Below are 14,499 nucleotides of genomic sequence, written 5' to 3' on the forward strand. Positions count from 1 at the left end.
AATACAGAATGGACCGATTGAAAGATTTCTTCGGCAGCTTCATGCTGACCGAGTTGTTCAAGGGGATGGCGCTGACGGGCAAATACATGTTTGCCAAGAAGATCACCGTCCAGTTCCCTGAAGAGAAGACGCCGATCTCGCCGCGTTTCCGTGGCCTGCATGCACTGCGCCGTTATCCCAACGGTGAAGAGCGCTGCATCGCCTGCAAACTGTGCGAGGCCGTGTGCCCGGCGATGGCCATCACCATCGAGTCGGAACAGCGTGACGACGGCTCGCGCCGTACTACGCGCTACGACATCGACCTGACCAAGTGCATCTTCTGCGGTTTCTGCGAAGAGTCCTGCCCGGTCGACTCGATCGTGGAAACCCACGTACTGGAATACCACGGCGAAAAGCGTGGCGACCTGTACTACACCAAGGAAATGCTGCTGGCCGTGGGCGACCGCTACGAAGCGGAAATCGCCGCCAACCGCGCCGCAGACGCTCCTTACCGCTGATCGCCGAGGCTAACTAATGAACTTCACAACCGTATTGTTCTACGTGTTCGCTGCCATCCTCGTGCTGGCATCGACCCGCGTAATCACGGCCCGCAACCCGGTGCACGCTGCACTGTTCCTGGTGCTGGCCTTCTTCCAGGCGGCCGGCATCTGGATGCTGCTGAAAGCCGAATTCCTGTCCATCGTGCTGGTGCTGGTGTATGTCGGCGCCGTGATGGTGCTGTTCCTGTTCGTCGTGATGATGATCGACATCGACCTCGACAAGCTGCGGGCAGGGTTCTGGAACTATCTGCCGCTGGCGTCCATCATCGGCGGCGTGATCGTGCTGGAGATGGCTTCCGTGCTGTGGCGCTCCTTCGGCGTGGCTGGTACCCAGGCGCCTGAGGCGTCCAACACCATCGGCCAGACCAAGGCGCTGGGCCTGGCGATCTACACCGAATACATCTATGCGTTCGAAGTGGCGGCAGTCGTGCTGCTGGTGGCCATCGTGGCTGCCGTGGCCCTGACCCTGCGCAAGCGCAAGGACATCAAATACTTTGACCCGGCCGATGCTGTCCGCGTCAAGCGTAACGACCGCCTGAAGATCGTGAAGATGGACGCTGTCGTCCACGCTCCGGTCGAAGCGGCCACGAAGGAGGCACCATGACTTTATCGCTCGCACACTACCTGGTCCTGGGCGCGATCCTGTTCGCGATCTCGATCGTCGGTATTTTCCTGAACCGCAAGAACGTCATCGTTCTGCTGATGGCCATCGAACTGATGCTGCTGGCAGTGAACATGAACTTCATCGCGTTCTCGCATTACCTGGGCGATGCGGCCGGGCAGATCTTTGTCTTCTTCATCCTGACCGTGGCGGCTGCCGAATCGGCAATCGGCCTCGCGATCCTGGTGGTGCTGTTCCGTAATCTGGACACCATCAATGTGGAAGACCTGGATAGCCTCAAAGGCTGAGTTAATAACCTCGAAGAACATACATAAGGTTAATCATGACGGGGCAACTTAACCCAACCCTCCTTCTGGCCGTACCGCTGGCGCCATTGGCAGGTTCCGCAATCGCGGGCCTGCTGGGCACCAAATTCTTCGGCAACGTCGTTGGCCGCAAGGTGTCGCATAGCGCGACTATCCTGGGCGTGCTGATCGCTTTCCTGATCTCCTTCCAGACCCTGATGCAGGTGATGGATGGCGCAACCTACAACGGCGACGTGTACCGCTGGATGACCGTGGCCGGCGTGAAGCTGGCGGTCGGTTTCCAGATCGACGCGCTGACCGCGATGATGATGAACGTGGTGACCTTCGTGTCGCTGATGGTTCACATCTACACCATCGGCTACATGCAGGAAGACGAAGGCTACAACCGCTTCTTCTCCTACATCTCGCTGTTCACCTTCTCCATGCTGATGCTGGTGATGTCCAATAACTTCCTGCAGCTGTTCTTCGGCTGGGAAGCTGTGGGCCTGGTGTCCTACCTGCTGATCGGCTTCTGGTACACCCGTCCGACCGCCATCTTCGCCAACATGAAGGCCTTCCTGGTCAACCGTGTGGGTGACTTCGGCTTCATCCTGGGTATCGGCCTGCTGCTGGCGTACACCGGCTCCATGGACTACCAGGAAGTGTTCGCCAAGCGCGAATGGCTGGCAACCCTGCACCTGGCTGGCTCCAGCTGGATGCTGCTGTCGGTAGCCTGCATCTGCCTGTTCATCGGCGCGATGGGCAAGTCGGCGCAGTTCCCGCTGCACGTGTGGCTGCCTGACTCGATGGAAGGTCCGACCCCGATCTCCGCACTGATCCACGCCGCAACCATGGTTACCGCCGGCATCTTCATGGTGACCCGCATGTCGCCGCTGTTCGAGCTGTCGGACACCGCGCTGAACTTCATCATGGTGATCGGCGCCATTACCGCGCTGTTCATGGGCTTCCTGGGCATCATCCAGAACGACATCAAGCGCGTGGTGGCTTACTCGACCCTGTCGCAGCTGGGCTACATGACCGTGGCGCTGGGCGCATCCGCTTACTCGGCGGCCGTGTTCCACCTGATGACCCACGCCTTCTTCAAGGCGCTGCTGTTCCTGGGCGCTGGCTCCGTGATCATCGGCATGCACCACGACCAGGACATCCGCAATATGGGCGGCCTGTCCAAGTACATGAAGATCACCTGGATCACTTCTCTGTTGGGTTCCCTGGCGCTGATCGGTACGCCGTTCTTCGCTGGTTTCTATTCCAAGGATTCGATCATCGAAGCCGTGATGCTGAGCGAACTGCCGGCCGCCGGTTTCGCCAAGTTTGCCGTGCTGGCAGGCGTGTTCGTGACCGCGTTCTACTCCTTCCGTATGTACTTCCTGGTGTTCCATGGCAAGGAGCGCTTCGGCAAGGAACACCACCATGCACATGATTCGCACCACGCTGATGAATCCGACGAAGATCCTGGCCATCACCACGGCCTGGCGCCGGGCGAGAAGCCGCACGAGTCGCCATGGGTCGTGACCCTGCCGCTGATTCTGCTGGCTATCCCGTCCGTGATCATCGGCTACCTGACCATCGGCCCGATGCTGTACGGCGACTTCTTCAAGGGCGTGATCTTCATCGGTGAAAACCACCATGCGATGCACGAACTGGCGGAAGAGTTCCACGGTCCGCTGCAGATGGCGATCCATTCCCTGACTTCGCTGCCACTGTGGCTGGCGATTGCAGGCGTGGCTTCGGCTTACTACTGCTACATGATCAATCCGAAAGTACCGGAAGCGTTCTACAAGACGCTCAAGCCGCTGTACACGCTGCTGGACAACAAGTACTACATGGACAAGTTCAACGAAGCCTTCTTTGCCCGCGGCGCACGCCTGCTGGGCGAGGGCCTGTGGAACGTGGGCGACCGTACCCTGATCGACGGCCTGGTAGTGAATGGTTCCGCCAAAGTGGTGGGCTGGTTCTCCGCGCTGACCCGCGTGCTGCAGACCGGCTACATCTATCACTACGCCTTCGTGATGATTATCGGTATCCTGGGCTTCCTGGTGTACTTCCTGCCGTTTTGGCATGCTTAACAGCTGACGCAAAGAGATAACAAATGCAGTCAACGATTAATAATCTACCTCCTTACCTCAGCCTGTCGATCTGGCTGCCGGTACTGTTCGGCATGATCATCCTGGCGATCGGCCGCGATTCGCGCGCCGGCCTGGTGCGCGTGCTGGCACTGATCGGCTCCGTGATCTCGCTGCTGCCGACCATCCCGCTGTTCACGCAGTTTGATAAAGCGGCCCATGGCCTGCAGTTCGTCGAGAAATCGGCCTGGATCGAGCGCTTCAACATCTTCTATACCCTGGGCATTGACGGCCTGTCGATGTGGTTCATTCCGCTGACGGCCTTCATCACCGTGATCGTCGTGATCTCGGCCTGGGAAGTGATTACCGAGCGCGTGGCCCAGTACATGGGTGCTTTCCTGATCCTGTCCGGCCTGATGATCGGCGTGTTCGCCGCCATGGACGGCCTGCTGTTCTACTTCTTCTTTGAAGCGACCCTGATCCCGATGTACATCATCATCGGTGTGTGGGGTGGTTCGAACCGCATCTACGCAGCCTTCAAGTTCTTCCTCTACACCTTCTTCGGCTCGCTGCTGACGCTGGTTGCCCTGATTTACCTGTACAACAAGTCCGGTAGCTGGGACATCCTGGCATGGCACAAACTGCCGCTGAACATGGCGGAGCAGGTCGCTATCTTCTTCGCCTTCTTCATGGCCTTCGCCGTGAAGGTGCCGATGTTCCCGGTCCACACCTGGCTGCCGGACGTCCACGTGGAAGCGCCGACCGGCGGTTCCGCCGTGCTGGCTGCCATCATGCTGAAGCTGGGTGCTTACGGCTTCCTGCGTTTCTCGCTGCCGATCGTGCCGGATGCATCGCACTACCTGGCGCCGATGGTGATCGTGCTGTCCCTGATCGCCGTGATCTACGTCGGCCTGGTGGCCATGGTGCAGAAGGACATGAAGAAACTGGTGGCGTATTCGTCCATCGCCCACATGGGCTTCGTGACCCTGGGCTTCTTCATGTTCAACGACATGTCGATGCAGGGCGGTATCATGCAGATGGTGTCGCACGGCTTCGTGTCCGGCGCAATGTTCCTGTGTATCGGTGTGATGTACGACCGCATGCACTCGCGCCAGATCGCCGACTACGGTGGCGTCGTGAACAAGATGCCTAAGTTCGCAGCCCTGTTCATCCTGTTCTCGATGGCCAACTGCGGCCTGCCAGCCACCTCCGGCTTCGTGGGCGAGTTCATGGTCATCCTGGGCGCGGTGCAGTTCAACTTTGTGACCGGCATCCTGGCCGCTACCGCCCTGATCCTGGGCGCGGCGTACTCGCTGTGGATGGCTAAGCGCGTGATCTTCGGCGCCATCACCAACCCGCACGTGGCTGAAATGGACGACCTGAACAAGCGTGAATTCCTGATGCTGGGCATCCTGGCCATCGCCACGCTGTACATGGGCCTGTACCCGGCGCCGTTCACCGATGTGATGCAAGTATCCGTGGCCGATCTGCTGGCGCACGCCGCGCAGAGCAAGCTGGCTGTCATCGCAGCCCACTGATTGCAAATAGGACCAAGTTTTCATGAATAACACTAACCTGATCCCGCTCTACGCAGAAGTCTTTCTGCTGATCGCTACGTCGGCGATCCTGCTGATCGATATGTTCCTGGACGAGAGCAAGCGGGGCATCACTTACGTTCTCTCGCTGCTGACGTTGGTAGGCTGCGCCGCGTTCTCCTTCGCTGACTTCAGCGCAGGCACCACGGTCTACGCCTTCCACAATATGTTCATCAACGACCCGATGGGCAACCTGCTCAAGCTGTTCTCCTACCTGGCAGTGGGTGTGACCCTGGTGTATTCGCGCCAGTATTCGCACGACCGCGGCATGCTGGGCGGCACCCTGGGCGGCGAGTTCTACGTGCTGGCACTGTTCTCCATGCTGGGCCAGATGGTCATGATCTCGGCCAACAGCTTCCTGTCCGTGTACCTGGGCCTGGAACTGATGTCGCTGTCGCTATACGCGCTAGTGGCCCTGCGCCGCGATAACGCCCGCGCTACCGAAGCTGCGATGAAATACTTCATCCTGGGCGCGCTGGCTTCCGGCTTCCTGCTGTACGGTATGTCCATGCTGTACGGCGCTACCGGCACGCTGGAAATCACCGAAGTGGCCAAGAAACTGGGCTCCGGCACCGTGAACCCGACCATCCTGGTATTCGGCATCGTGTTCCTGGTGGCTGGCCTGGCCTTCAAACTGGGCGCCGTTCCATTCCATATGTGGGTACCTGACGTATACCAGGGTTCGCCGACCGGCGTGACCCTGCTGCTGGGTGGCGCGCCGAAGCTGGCGACCTTCGCCATCTGCGTGCGCCTGCTGGTGGAAGGCATGCTGCCAATGGCTATCGACTGGCAGCAGATGCTGATGATCCTGGCCGTGCTGTCGCTGGCCATCGGTAACCTGACCGCGATCGCACAGACCAATCTGAAGCGCATGCTGGCTTACTCCACCATCGCTCAGATGGGCTTCGTGCTGCTCGGCCTGATGGCCGGCGTGGTCGGCCAGTCCGCCAACAACGCAGCCGCTGCTTACAGCGCCGCCATGTACTACTCGATCACCTACGTGATGACCACGGTCGGCACCTTCGGTCTGATCATGGTGCTGGCACGCCAGGGCTTCGAAGCGGAAGAGCTGGAAGACTTCAAGGGCCTGTCCAAGCGCAGCCCGGCTTACGCTCTGCTGATGACCGTGCTGATGTTCTCGCTGGCCGGTGTGCCGCCGATGATGGGCTTTGCCGCCAAGTTCGCCGTGCTGCAATCCGTGCTGGCCACCGGCCAGGTGTGGCTGACCGTGTTCGCCGTGATGTTCTCGCTGGTGGGTGCGTTCTACTACATCCGCGTGGTGAAGACCATGTGGTTTGACGAGCCTTCGGACACTTCGCCAATCGTCGTCCACGGCGACAAGGCACTGGTGCTGGGCCTGAACGGCCTGGCAGTGGTGGTGCTGGGTGTGATCCCAGGTCCGCTGCTGAACGCCTGCATGTCCGCCATGGCCAAGACCCTGGCATCGTAATGGATGTAAATGCTTCAAGCTGGCTGGTCATCCTGCTCGCAGTGGTGGCCGCCAACCTGCCTTTCGTGAACGACAAGGTATTCGCCTTCATCCCGGTGTCCCGCAAGCTGTTTGTGGTGCGCCTGGGTGAACTGGCGGTGTACTACGTGATTGTCGGCGCCATCGGCATGGCTCTCGAATCCCGCATCGGCACCGGCTTCCCGCAAACGTGGGAGTTCTACTGGATTGGTGCCTTCGTTTTCCTCGTCCTGGCTTTCCCTGGCTTCGTGGTACGCTACCTGCGTAAACGCCACTAAACCGTAAAATCTGGTGGCTGCCACATCGTGGCAGCCACTTGTTTTGGGCCTGTGGTTTTAATATTGGAGGCAGCTTGGACAAGCATCTCAAAGAAACAAAGATCGACGGTAAGCTGGCCTATGACGGCGGCTTCCTGAAAGTCCATCGCGACACGGTCAAACTGCCGGACGGTAAAGCCGCCGCGCGCGAATACATCAAACACCCCGGCGCCATCGTCGTGCTGCCCGTTCTCGACAACGGCCACGTTCTGCTGGAGCGCCAATACCGCTATCCGCTGGACCGCGTGTTCATCGAACTCCCGGCCGGCAAACTCGATCCGGGCGAAGACCCGCTGGCCTGCGCCATCCGCGAGCTGGAAGAAGAAACCGGCTACACCGCCAACGACTGGCAATTCGTCGGCACCATCCACAACGCCATCGCGTATTCCGACGAACACCTGGACATCTACCTGGCGCGCGGCCTGACCGCAGGCGAAGCCAAGCTGGATGACGGCGAGTTCATCGAAACCATCACCGCCAGCGTGGACGATATGCTGGAGTGGGTCCGCACCGGCAAGATCACCGACGTGAAAACCATCATCGGCGCCTTCTGGCTGGACAAGCTGCGCACCGGACGCTGGAAGCTGGACTGAGATCATGGGCGCCTGGCGCTGCCTGCTGCTGGCGATGCTGCTCGCATGCGGCAGCGTGGTGCAGGCCGCCGAGCGCACGGCGTTCCAGGTCCGCTGCGAAGACACCATCAGCAAGACCGTTTCCGTGCTGTCCGCGCGCCAGAACGGCTATTCGGTCAACACCCAGCTGTCGTACAAGGCGCTGACGCGCATGAAGGGTGGCATGCTGCCTCCCAATGGCTTCGTACTGGGATTGACCAAGACCGAATCGCGCGTGCAGATTGGCGTCGACGGCCCGATGCTGCAGGACCCGGCCAGCGGCTACGAATGCGTGGCGCCGCAGATCAAGGTGGAGCTGACCTATGCGCCGGTGCGCATCTATATCGGCAATGAATTCCCGGCGGGGACTTGCGGCTATGAGGTGATCCTGGCGCACGAGATGCGGCATATGCAGACTTATATGGACCAGCTGCCCAAGGTGGAGAAGATTGTGCGCGACGCGCTGGCCAAGCGCTTCGAAGCCAAGCCGCTGTATGCGCCGGCCGGCACCGCGCGCTCGGCGCTGACGCATGAAATCGACAGCGGCTGGATGCCTTTCATCAAAGCCGAAATGGGCAAGGTGGAGCTGCTGCAGGCACAGATCGATTCGCCCGCCGAGTATGCGCGCCTGAGCAAGGCCTGCAACGGCGAGATACAGAACATTTTGAAAAAAACGCGCCGCCCCGGCGGCCGCATCAACTGAGCATGACGAAAACCCATCGCTATATTGCCCTGATCCCCGCAGCCGGCGTCGGCGCGCGCATGGCGGCCGCGTCGCCGAAACAGTATCTGCCGCTGCTCGGCAAGCCAATGCTGCAGCACACGCTCGAAGCGTTTGCCGCCAGCGAGCTGGTAGCGCACACCTATGTGGTGGTCAGTGCCGACGACGGCTACATCGACAGCCTTCAGCTGCCGGGCAGCGTAACCGTATTGCGCTGCGGCGGCGCGACCCGCATGGACTCGATCCTGAACGGCTTGCGGGCGCTGGCGGGCAAGCTGCATGACGACGACATGGTGCTGGTGCATGACGCGGCGCGTCCCGGCCTGACGCCGGCGCTGATCCGCAAACTGATCGAAGAGGTGGACGGCAATCCGGCCGGCGGCCTGCTCGCGTTGCCTGTGGTCGACACGGTGAAGACCACGCGCGGCGGCGCAACGCAGACCACACCGCGCGACGGCCTGTGGCTGGCGCAGACGCCGCAGATGTTCAGCTACGCCTTGCTGCTGCGCGCACTGGGCTCGGCGCCTGATCCAACCGCCATCACCGACGACGCCAGCGCCGTTGAAATGCTCGGCTTCTCGCCGCAGCTGGTCGAAGGCCATCCACGCAACCTGAAGGTCACGCTGCCTTCGGATATCCGCATCGCTGAAATGTATTTGAAGGAAGCACAATGACTGCACTGCCATTCCGCATCGGCCAGGGTTACGACAGCCACCGCCTGGTTGAAGGCCGTAAGCTGATTCTGGGCGGCGTCGAGATTCCGCACGAGCGCGGCCTGCTGGGCCACTCCGATGCGGACGCGCTGCTGCACGCCATCACCGACGCCATTCTCGGCGCCGCGGCCCTGGGCGACATCGGCAGACACTTCCCCGACACCGCCGAAGAGTTCCGCGGCGCCGATTCCCGCGTGCTGCTGCGCGAAGCGGCCAAGCGCGTGCGCGCCACCGGCTACGACATCGGCAATATCGACTGCACCATCATCGCCCAGCGCCCCAAGATGGCGCCGCACATCGCATCGATGGCCGCCAACATCGCCGCCGATCTCGGCGTTCCGGTCGGCCACGTGAACGTGAAAGCCAAAACCAACGAAAAACTGGGCTACCTCGGCCGCGAAGAAGGCATCAACGCCGAGGCCGTCGCTTTGCTGGTGCTCAGAACCTGACGCCACAGCAGGTGGCAGGCACGCCGTGCCTGCCACCAGGTTTCCGCCGTGGGTTTTAAATAGAGAAGATCAGGCAAGTGGTAGTGGCGTGGGCATAGAGTTTGCCGGTGGCGTCGGTGATGCGGCCTTCGGCGATAGCGACCTGTTTACCGGCCTGGATGACTTTTCCCTCCGCGCGCACGGGGCCGGTCCTGTCCGTCATCGCGCGCACATAGTTAATCTTCAGTTCCAGCGTAGTGAAGCCGCTGCCGGCGGGCAGGGTGCTGTGCACTGCGCAGCCGACGGCGGAATCGAGCAGGGTGGCCGCGTAGCCGCCGTGTACCGCGCCGCTCGGGTTGTAGTGCTGCTTGCCGGGCGTGCCCTGGAAGACGATGCGGCCATGTTCCACTTCGATCGGCACAAAGCCCATCAACTCCGCAATCGGTGGCGGAGGCAGTTCGCCGTCGCCAATCTTTTGCAGGAATTCCAATCCGCTATGGCCGCGCAATTGTTCGCGCTCGGCGACGCCTGCCGGCGCCACTTTCAGGCGCCTGGCCGCTTCATCGTCCATCCAGGTTTGCAGTGTGTTTTCCATCGCGTGCTCCATAATTACGTGTAACTACACTATACTACAGGCATGGATACCCCTTGCACCTGCTTTGCTCTGCGGCGGCTGACGCGCACCGTGTCGCGCCTGTACGACCAGCACCTTGCCGCGACCGGCATCAAGGCCACGCAATTTGCACTGCTGCGCGCCGTGCAGCACGAAGCTCGGCCGATCACCCAACTGGCGGATTTGCTTGGCCTGGAACGGACTACGCTGACGCGCAATCTGCGTCCGCTGCAGGACGCCGGCCTGCTGGTGCAATCGGCAGGCAGGGACGCGCGGCAGCGCCTCATCTCGATTACTCCTGAAGGCAAAGACAAGGTGCGCGAAGCAAAGGCTGCCTGGCGCAAGGCCCAGTCGGCAGTGCAGCAAGCGTTGGGCGACGGCCCCACGCGCGCACTGCACGAGGACATCGCCCTCGCCATGGCCCGTATCTCCCCACTGTTGACAGAAGAGCAGTGATACCATGTCGCCATGCGCGACATCTATGCCTACCGCGACGTAGCGGTTGAATCCTTTATCGACCACGACGGCCAGGTGCGCGTGCGTCCCCTCAACGATCAGGCCTACAGCTCCGAACTGCGCGTGCAGTGCCCGCGCGCGCTGCGCGAGGACTATCCGGTCGGTACGCAATTCCTCGTCTCCGCCAAGCTCACCGACCGCATGGGCGGCGAGCAGTATCTCTACGTCTACCACGGCGATCCCTTCAAGGTGCTGTCGCAGCAGCAGGCCGGCACCTTCCTGGCTGACCGCCGCCGCATCCGCATCTGACCAGGAGCTTGTCCATGCTTCGTGTGCTTGCCATCACCCTCGCCATCGCGCTGCCCGCCGCCGCGCAAACGCCGGATGAAGATATGCCTTCCATGGGCGATCTGATTTCGCTCGCGTTCCCGAAATGGAGCGACGATACGGAAGGCCACTTGCAGACGATCGCGCAGACAAAGCTCATCCAGAACTGGAGCTATGGCACGCCGCCAAAGGCCAAGCAGCGCAAGGTGCTGGTCGAGCCGGTACTTGTGCTGCGTGCCGCGCCGGGACGCTTCGTACTGCTGGCGACCTTGCTGCCGGCGAGCGATGACGGCGGGGGTATGCTGAATCATTCAACGCCAGCCGGACTGGCTGCGTACACGTTCACCACCAGCGCTACCGGCTGGAAGCTGCTGAAGCGGCAGGAACCTTTCGACCTGCGCGGTTTTGAGGGCGAGGCGCATCTGGAGCCGGTGCGGCTATCAGCGACGACGCAAGGCATCGTGGCCGAATATGGCAGCTGCTGGCAAGGCAATTGCGGGCGCTGGGTGTCGGTGTATGAAGTGGGCAAGGATGGCGTGAAGCCGGCCGCCATTGCGGACCTGCCGGTGGCGGCGGATAACGTCTATGCACGTCCCGACTGTGTGAAGCGCCTGCGGCCGGAGCTGCCCGGCTTGCGCGCCGGTGACCCTGCTGCGGCAAACGATCAAGTGACGCCGGGCGAATGCTTCAAGATTGATGGGCGCTGGAGCATTGAAGAATCCGAGGCAACGCCAGGTGCCTTCATTGTCGACTTCAGTGGAGCCACCAGCGCGCCGGTGGGCGCAGAGGCGAACGGTGCGCCGCGCCGCATCGGCCAGCGCTTGCGCTATCAGTGGCGTGGCACCAAATACGAATATGGTTCCGGAACGAATCCGGTGCCAAAAATCTGACAAGGAGACTGCATGATCAAGATTCGCGAAATCGACCATATTGTTTTGCGTGTTGTGGATGCGGACAAGATGATCCGCTTTTATACCGAAGTCCTCGGTTGCACCATTGAGCGCCGTCAGGACGAGATCGGCCTGATTCAGCTGCGCGCCGGCAGTTCGCTGGTGGACCTGGTGCCGGTCGATAAAAAACTGGGCAAGATGGGCGGCGCTGCGCCGGGCAAGGAAGGCCGCAATATGGACCACTTCTGTTTCCGCGTGGAGCCATTCGATGAAGCCGCCATCAAGGCGCATCTGGCGCAGCACGATGTGCAGCACGGTCCGGTTGAGTCGCGTTACGGCGCGGAAGGGGAGGGGCCGTCGATTTACATCAACGACCCTGAGGGCAATACGGTGGAACTGAAAGGGCCACCTTACGCAAGCTAAAACCCAGGGCGTGAAGCAGGTGGCAGGCACGATGTGCCTGCCACCAGGTTTGCGCCGTGGGTTTTATTCGTCGTCGTTGTTATCGTCGTCGTCTTTGACGGAACGTTTGCGGTCGGCGTCGGCTTCGGCCTTCAGCTTGGCCGCATTGCCCATGAATTCATCCACACTGTGATCAGGGCTCTGGCGCAGCGACGGCGGCAGCATCACCGACATATACAGCTCGTCCGACAAACGGCCCGTGCTTTGCAGATTGCTCATCAGGACCACGCCCGACCCCAGTGCCATCATCACGCCCACCGTGCGCGGGAAAGCGCCTCTGCGATGCGGTCGGATGGTGCCCACGTGGTAGTAGATCATCACGCACAGGATCAATATCGCCACGTGATTGCCGTAGCGCGTGAACACCTCCGCCGACCACGCGTATGCGAGCACGCTGCTGACAGCCTTCCACGCACCGAGGGCGATCAGGCCGGAGCCGAGAATGAAGAGGTGGCGTCCCAGCCGCGCATGGCCGCCGAACAGGCGGTTGGCCAGCGCCCAGATACCGCTCCACACCAGGCCGGCGCCCAGTCCGCTGGCGATAATCAGCAAATAGCGGATGGCCTGGAAGTTGCCCGCATCGGACAGCGCTTCCTCCACGCCGGTGAACATCCCAATCAACGCCAGGCCCGCCAGTGCAGGAATGCCGCCTTCCCACGCATGCATGGTGGTGTCCGCGACTTCCGCTTCGACCGGGAAGTCGGCGCCGCGAATGCGCAGGCGCGTATGGCCAAGGCGTACCACGGTCGTGCCATCGATCGGCAAAGTCTGATGACGCTTGCCGTGAACCACAATGCCATTCTGCGTGCCCAGATCGCGGATGCGCATGCCGCCATCCTCCGCCAGTTCCACCACCGCGTGCTGGGCCGCAGTGTGCGCGTCATCGAGGATGAAATCATTGCCGTAGCTGCGTCCCAGCGTGATCGGCAGATCGTTCACCCGGTGCCGGTGCAGCACGTCGCCATTGCGGGCAAGGGTCTCGATGAAATAGGGCGGCTTCATTTCTTGCCTCCGCGCGCCAGCGACTGCAGGAAGGCGCGCGAGGCACGCATGCCGTTTTCATAGGACACGCCGCGGGCGTCCATCCGGCTTTGCAGGTTCATGAGGCCATCGTCCGTGCTGCCGATCAGCAGGGAGAAATCGTACAGGCCTTCAAACTTGCGGTAAGCCTTCACGCACAGCACGGCGCGCATGGGCAAGGTGTCGTTCTTGATGAATTGTTCGGTACAGGTCGGGCCGGTCAGGCGGCTGTCCTTGTAGCCGCCGAAGCTCTCGTTCTTGAACGAGGCCGACGACAACTGCGAGAAACGCAGGGCATCGAGGCCGGTGCTGCGCATGTACTGGTGCTGGATCGCCACCTGGCCCGTTTGCAGCGAGCCGGAAACGAAGATGGCTGTCTCCATCGAGCAGTTGGTGACGTCCACCGAGAATGGCTTGTCGCCCTTGACGTTGGAGCGCCCCCAGCAGCGCATCTGTTCGGACTCGCGCACCGGCACCTCGTAAGGCCCCATAGCCTTCAGGGTCAGCGGCGTCGCCAGCAATTGATCGATCATCGCCTTCTGGTGCGCCAGCAGTTGCTGGGCCACAATGGCGGTAAAGTCCTTGGGTGGCTTGGCGTCCGGCTTGACCTTCTGCAGCAGCTCCTGCGCGAAGCGGATCGGCACCAGGAAACTCACCAGCTCACCGTCCAGCCGCTTGGACACGTTCACGCCTGCCACTTCGCCATCGGCCGTCACGCTTGGCCCGCCGCTCATGCCGGCGTTGATCGGGCCGGTGAACAGCAGCTGATCGTAGAAGCTGCGCGTGATCACGCCGTTGTACGAGCCTTCCGAAATCGCGAAACCCAGGTCGAGCGGATTGCCGAGGGAGTACAGATACTGGCCCTGCGTCAGGCGAACCTGCTTCTCCGGCACATTGAAGACGCCCGTGCCGTAGCGGTTCACGCGCACCACCGCCAGGTCGTGCAGCACATCCACTGCCAGCAGTTCGATATTGCCGCGCTGGCCCGCTGTATCGACCCACTCGCCGGTGTAAGTGTCCGGATCGAGGGCGAATTGCGAAACCACGTGGTAGTTGGTCAGCACCAGATTCGAGGTGCCCACCAGGAAGCCGGAACCAACCGAGGACTGCGTGCGGCCGCTTTTCAGCAGCGAACGTACCTGCAGCAGATCGGCCTTGGCGGCGGAGTAGAGTTTTTGCGCTGCGCTGGAAGGTGGCGGCAGCGGCGCTGCATCGTCACCGCCGGTTTGCGGTTGTTGCTGGCGTGGTGGCTGCTGCGGCAGGCCGGGGAGGGTTGGCGGGGCGGCCAGTGCGCTGGCACAGCCCCAGGTCAAAGTCAGAGATAGTGCCAGCTTAGTGAATTTCATGCA

18 protein-coding genes are annotated in these 14,499 nt (G+C 61.5%); 15 read left to right on the forward strand and 3 right to left on the reverse strand.

What is annotated here, in order from left to right; genetic code table 11:
* Positions 1 to 8: 8 nt before the first annotated feature.
* From nuoI to ispF, 11 genes are all read left to right on the forward strand, one after another.
* A complete protein-coding gene (nuoI, locus tag AB4Z19_RS00630) occupies positions 9 to 497 on the forward strand; it encodes an NADH-quinone oxidoreductase subunit NuoI (RefSeq protein WP_395400329.1) in 489 nt (162 codons plus the stop codon).
* Positions 498 to 513: 16 nt separating this feature from the next.
* A complete protein-coding gene (locus AB4Z19_RS00635; protein ID WP_442029878.1) occupies positions 514 to 1,143 on the forward strand; it encodes an NADH-quinone oxidoreductase subunit J in 630 nt (209 codons plus the stop codon).
* Positions 1,140 to 1,448 (forward strand): NADH-quinone oxidoreductase subunit NuoK, encoded by a 309-nt coding sequence (nuoK, locus tag AB4Z19_RS00640; protein WP_442033897.1) that lies wholly within the window; start codon positions 1,140 to 1,142, stop codon positions 1,446 to 1,448. The genes AB4Z19_RS00635 and nuoK overlap by 4 nt, the downstream gene beginning before the upstream one ends.
* Positions 1,449 to 1,483: 35 nt before the next feature.
* Positions 1,484 to 3,532, forward strand: a complete 2,049-nt coding sequence (gene nuoL, locus AB4Z19_RS00645) for an NADH-quinone oxidoreductase subunit L (protein ID WP_442033899.1) — start codon at positions 1,484 to 1,486, stop codon at positions 3,530 to 3,532.
* A gap of 23 nt (positions 3,533 to 3,555) precedes the next feature.
* Positions 3,556 to 5,067 carry an NADH-quinone oxidoreductase subunit M gene (locus tag AB4Z19_RS00650; RefSeq protein ID WP_442024124.1) on the forward strand — a complete coding sequence of 504 codons (1,512 nt, stop codon included), beginning with the start codon at positions 3,556 to 3,558 and terminating at the stop codon, positions 5,065 to 5,067.
* A gap of 22 nt (positions 5,068 to 5,089) precedes the next feature.
* A complete protein-coding gene (nuoN, locus tag AB4Z19_RS00655) occupies positions 5,090 to 6,574 on the forward strand; it encodes an NADH-quinone oxidoreductase subunit NuoN (RefSeq protein ID WP_442024122.1) in 1,485 nt (494 codons plus the stop codon).
* Positions 6,574 to 6,870, forward strand: coding sequence for a DUF2818 family protein (locus AB4Z19_RS00660; protein ID WP_442033901.1), 297 nt, complete (start codon positions 6,574 to 6,576; stop codon positions 6,868 to 6,870). The genes nuoN and AB4Z19_RS00660 overlap by 1 nt, the downstream gene beginning before the upstream one ends.
* Before the next feature lie 74 nt (positions 6,871 to 6,944).
* Positions 6,945 to 7,502: an NUDIX domain-containing protein gene (locus tag AB4Z19_RS00665; protein ID WP_442024118.1), complete on the forward strand. Its 558-nt coding sequence runs from the start codon at positions 6,945 to 6,947 to the stop codon at positions 7,500 to 7,502.
* 4 nt (positions 7,503 to 7,506) lie between these two features.
* The gene (locus tag AB4Z19_RS00670) at positions 7,507 to 8,223 is read left to right on the forward strand and encodes a hypothetical protein (RefSeq protein WP_442024116.1); all 717 of its coding nucleotides are present in this window, start codon (positions 7,507 to 7,509) and stop codon (positions 8,221 to 8,223) included.
* Between the two features lie 2 nt (positions 8,224 to 8,225).
* Positions 8,226 to 8,915 carry a 2-C-methyl-D-erythritol 4-phosphate cytidylyltransferase gene (ispD, locus tag AB4Z19_RS00675; RefSeq protein WP_442024114.1) on the forward strand — a complete coding sequence of 230 codons (690 nt, stop codon included), beginning with the start codon at positions 8,226 to 8,228 and terminating at the stop codon, positions 8,913 to 8,915.
* On the forward strand, positions 8,912 to 9,403 hold the full coding sequence (gene ispF / locus AB4Z19_RS00680; RefSeq protein WP_442024112.1) for a 2-C-methyl-D-erythritol 2,4-cyclodiphosphate synthase: 492 nt from the start codon (positions 8,912 to 8,914) through the stop codon (positions 9,401 to 9,403). Before ispD ends, ispF begins: the two co-directional genes overlap by 4 nt.
* A 55-nt stretch (positions 9,404 to 9,458) precedes the next feature.
* Here ispF and AB4Z19_RS00685 read toward each other — a convergent pair whose 3' ends face one another.
* Positions 9,459 to 9,977, reverse strand: coding sequence for a PaaI family thioesterase (locus AB4Z19_RS00685; protein WP_442024110.1), 519 nt, complete (start codon positions 9,975 to 9,977; stop codon positions 9,459 to 9,461).
* 42 nt (positions 9,978 to 10,019) lie between these two features.
* On the opposite strand from AB4Z19_RS00685, the gene AB4Z19_RS00690 reads away from it, so the two are divergent.
* Genes AB4Z19_RS00690 through AB4Z19_RS00705 form a run of 4 tightly spaced genes read left to right on the forward strand, consistent with a single transcriptional unit; the run spans position 10,020 to position 12,091 of the window.
* A complete protein-coding gene (locus AB4Z19_RS00690; protein ID WP_442024108.1) occupies positions 10,020 to 10,451 on the forward strand; it encodes a MarR family winged helix-turn-helix transcriptional regulator in 432 nt (143 codons plus the stop codon).
* Between the two features lie 12 nt (positions 10,452 to 10,463).
* Positions 10,464 to 10,760: a hypothetical protein gene (locus tag AB4Z19_RS00695; RefSeq protein ID WP_442024106.1), complete on the forward strand. Its 297-nt coding sequence runs from the start codon at positions 10,464 to 10,466 to the stop codon at positions 10,758 to 10,760.
* A 14-nt stretch (positions 10,761 to 10,774) separates the two neighbouring features.
* Positions 10,775 to 11,668 carry a hypothetical protein gene (locus AB4Z19_RS00700; RefSeq protein WP_442024104.1) on the forward strand — a complete coding sequence of 298 codons (894 nt, stop codon included), beginning with the start codon at positions 10,775 to 10,777 and terminating at the stop codon, positions 11,666 to 11,668.
* A 12-nt stretch (positions 11,669 to 11,680) separates the two neighbouring features.
* Entirely contained in the window at positions 11,681 to 12,091 is a 411-nt protein-coding gene (locus tag AB4Z19_RS00705; protein WP_442024102.1) for a VOC family protein, read from the forward strand.
* A 63-nt stretch (positions 12,092 to 12,154) separates the two neighbouring features.
* Here AB4Z19_RS00705 and AB4Z19_RS00710 read toward each other — a convergent pair whose 3' ends face one another.
* Both AB4Z19_RS00710 and AB4Z19_RS00715 read right to left on the reverse strand, forming a co-directional pair.
* The gene (locus AB4Z19_RS00710) at positions 12,155 to 13,132 is read right to left on the reverse strand and encodes an FHA domain-containing protein (RefSeq protein WP_442033903.1); all 978 of its coding nucleotides are present in this window, start codon (positions 13,130 to 13,132) and stop codon (positions 12,155 to 12,157) included.
* Entirely contained in the window at positions 13,129 to 14,496 is a 1,368-nt protein-coding gene (locus AB4Z19_RS00715) for a S1 family peptidase (protein WP_442033905.1), read from the reverse strand. Before AB4Z19_RS00715 ends, AB4Z19_RS00710 begins: the two co-directional genes overlap by 4 nt.
* Between the last annotated feature and the right edge of the window lie 3 nt (positions 14,497 to 14,499).

The organism is Pseudoduganella sp. RAF19 (assembly GCF_052114165.1).
Lineage (GTDB): Bacteria > Pseudomonadota > Gammaproteobacteria > Burkholderiales > Burkholderiaceae_D > Rugamonas.

What these genes read in the sequence shown, in the direction of transcription:
- AB4Z19_RS00705 (WP_442024102.1), top strand. Translation starts at nt 11,681, where the DNA reads ATGATCAAGATTCGCGAAATCGACCATATTGTTTTGCGTGTTGTGGAT.
- ispD (WP_442024114.1), top strand. Translation starts at nt 8,226, where the DNA reads ATGACGAAAACCCATCGCTATATTGCCCTGATCCCCGCAGCCGGCGTC.
- AB4Z19_RS00635 (WP_442029878.1), top strand. Translation starts at nt 514, where the DNA reads ATGAACTTCACAACCGTATTGTTCTACGTGTTCGCTGCCATCCTCGTG.
- nuoI (WP_395400329.1), top strand. Translation starts at nt 9, where the DNA reads ATGGACCGATTGAAAGATTTCTTCGGCAGCTTCATGCTGACCGAGTTG.
- AB4Z19_RS00690 (WP_442024108.1), top strand. Translation starts at nt 10,020, where the DNA reads ATGGATACCCCTTGCACCTGCTTTGCTCTGCGGCGGCTGACGCGCACC.
- nuoK (WP_442033897.1), top strand. Translation starts at nt 1,140, where the DNA reads ATGACTTTATCGCTCGCACACTACCTGGTCCTGGGCGCGATCCTGTTC.
- AB4Z19_RS00660 (WP_442033901.1), top strand. Translation starts at nt 6,574, where the DNA reads ATGGATGTAAATGCTTCAAGCTGGCTGGTCATCCTGCTCGCAGTGGTG.
- AB4Z19_RS00670 (WP_442024116.1), top strand. Translation starts at nt 7,507, where the DNA reads ATGGGCGCCTGGCGCTGCCTGCTGCTGGCGATGCTGCTCGCATGCGGC.
- AB4Z19_RS00715 (WP_442033905.1), bottom strand. Translation starts at nt 14,496, where the DNA reads ATGAAATTCACTAAGCTGGCACTATCTCTGACTTTGACCTGGGGCTGT.
- ispF (WP_442024112.1), top strand. Translation starts at nt 8,912, where the DNA reads ATGACTGCACTGCCATTCCGCATCGGCCAGGGTTACGACAGCCACCGC.
- nuoL (WP_442033899.1), top strand. Translation starts at nt 1,484, where the DNA reads ATGACGGGGCAACTTAACCCAACCCTCCTTCTGGCCGTACCGCTGGCG.
- AB4Z19_RS00650 (WP_442024124.1), top strand. Translation starts at nt 3,556, where the DNA reads ATGCAGTCAACGATTAATAATCTACCTCCTTACCTCAGCCTGTCGATC.
- AB4Z19_RS00695 (WP_442024106.1), top strand. Translation starts at nt 10,464, where the DNA reads ATGCGCGACATCTATGCCTACCGCGACGTAGCGGTTGAATCCTTTATC.
- AB4Z19_RS00700 (WP_442024104.1), top strand. Translation starts at nt 10,775, where the DNA reads ATGCTTCGTGTGCTTGCCATCACCCTCGCCATCGCGCTGCCCGCCGCC.
- AB4Z19_RS00710 (WP_442033903.1), bottom strand. Translation starts at nt 13,132, where the DNA reads ATGAAGCCGCCCTATTTCATCGAGACCCTTGCCCGCAATGGCGACGTG.
- AB4Z19_RS00685 (WP_442024110.1), bottom strand. Translation starts at nt 9,977, where the DNA reads ATGGAAAACACACTGCAAACCTGGATGGACGATGAAGCGGCCAGGCGC.
- nuoN (WP_442024122.1), top strand. Translation starts at nt 5,090, where the DNA reads ATGAATAACACTAACCTGATCCCGCTCTACGCAGAAGTCTTTCTGCTG.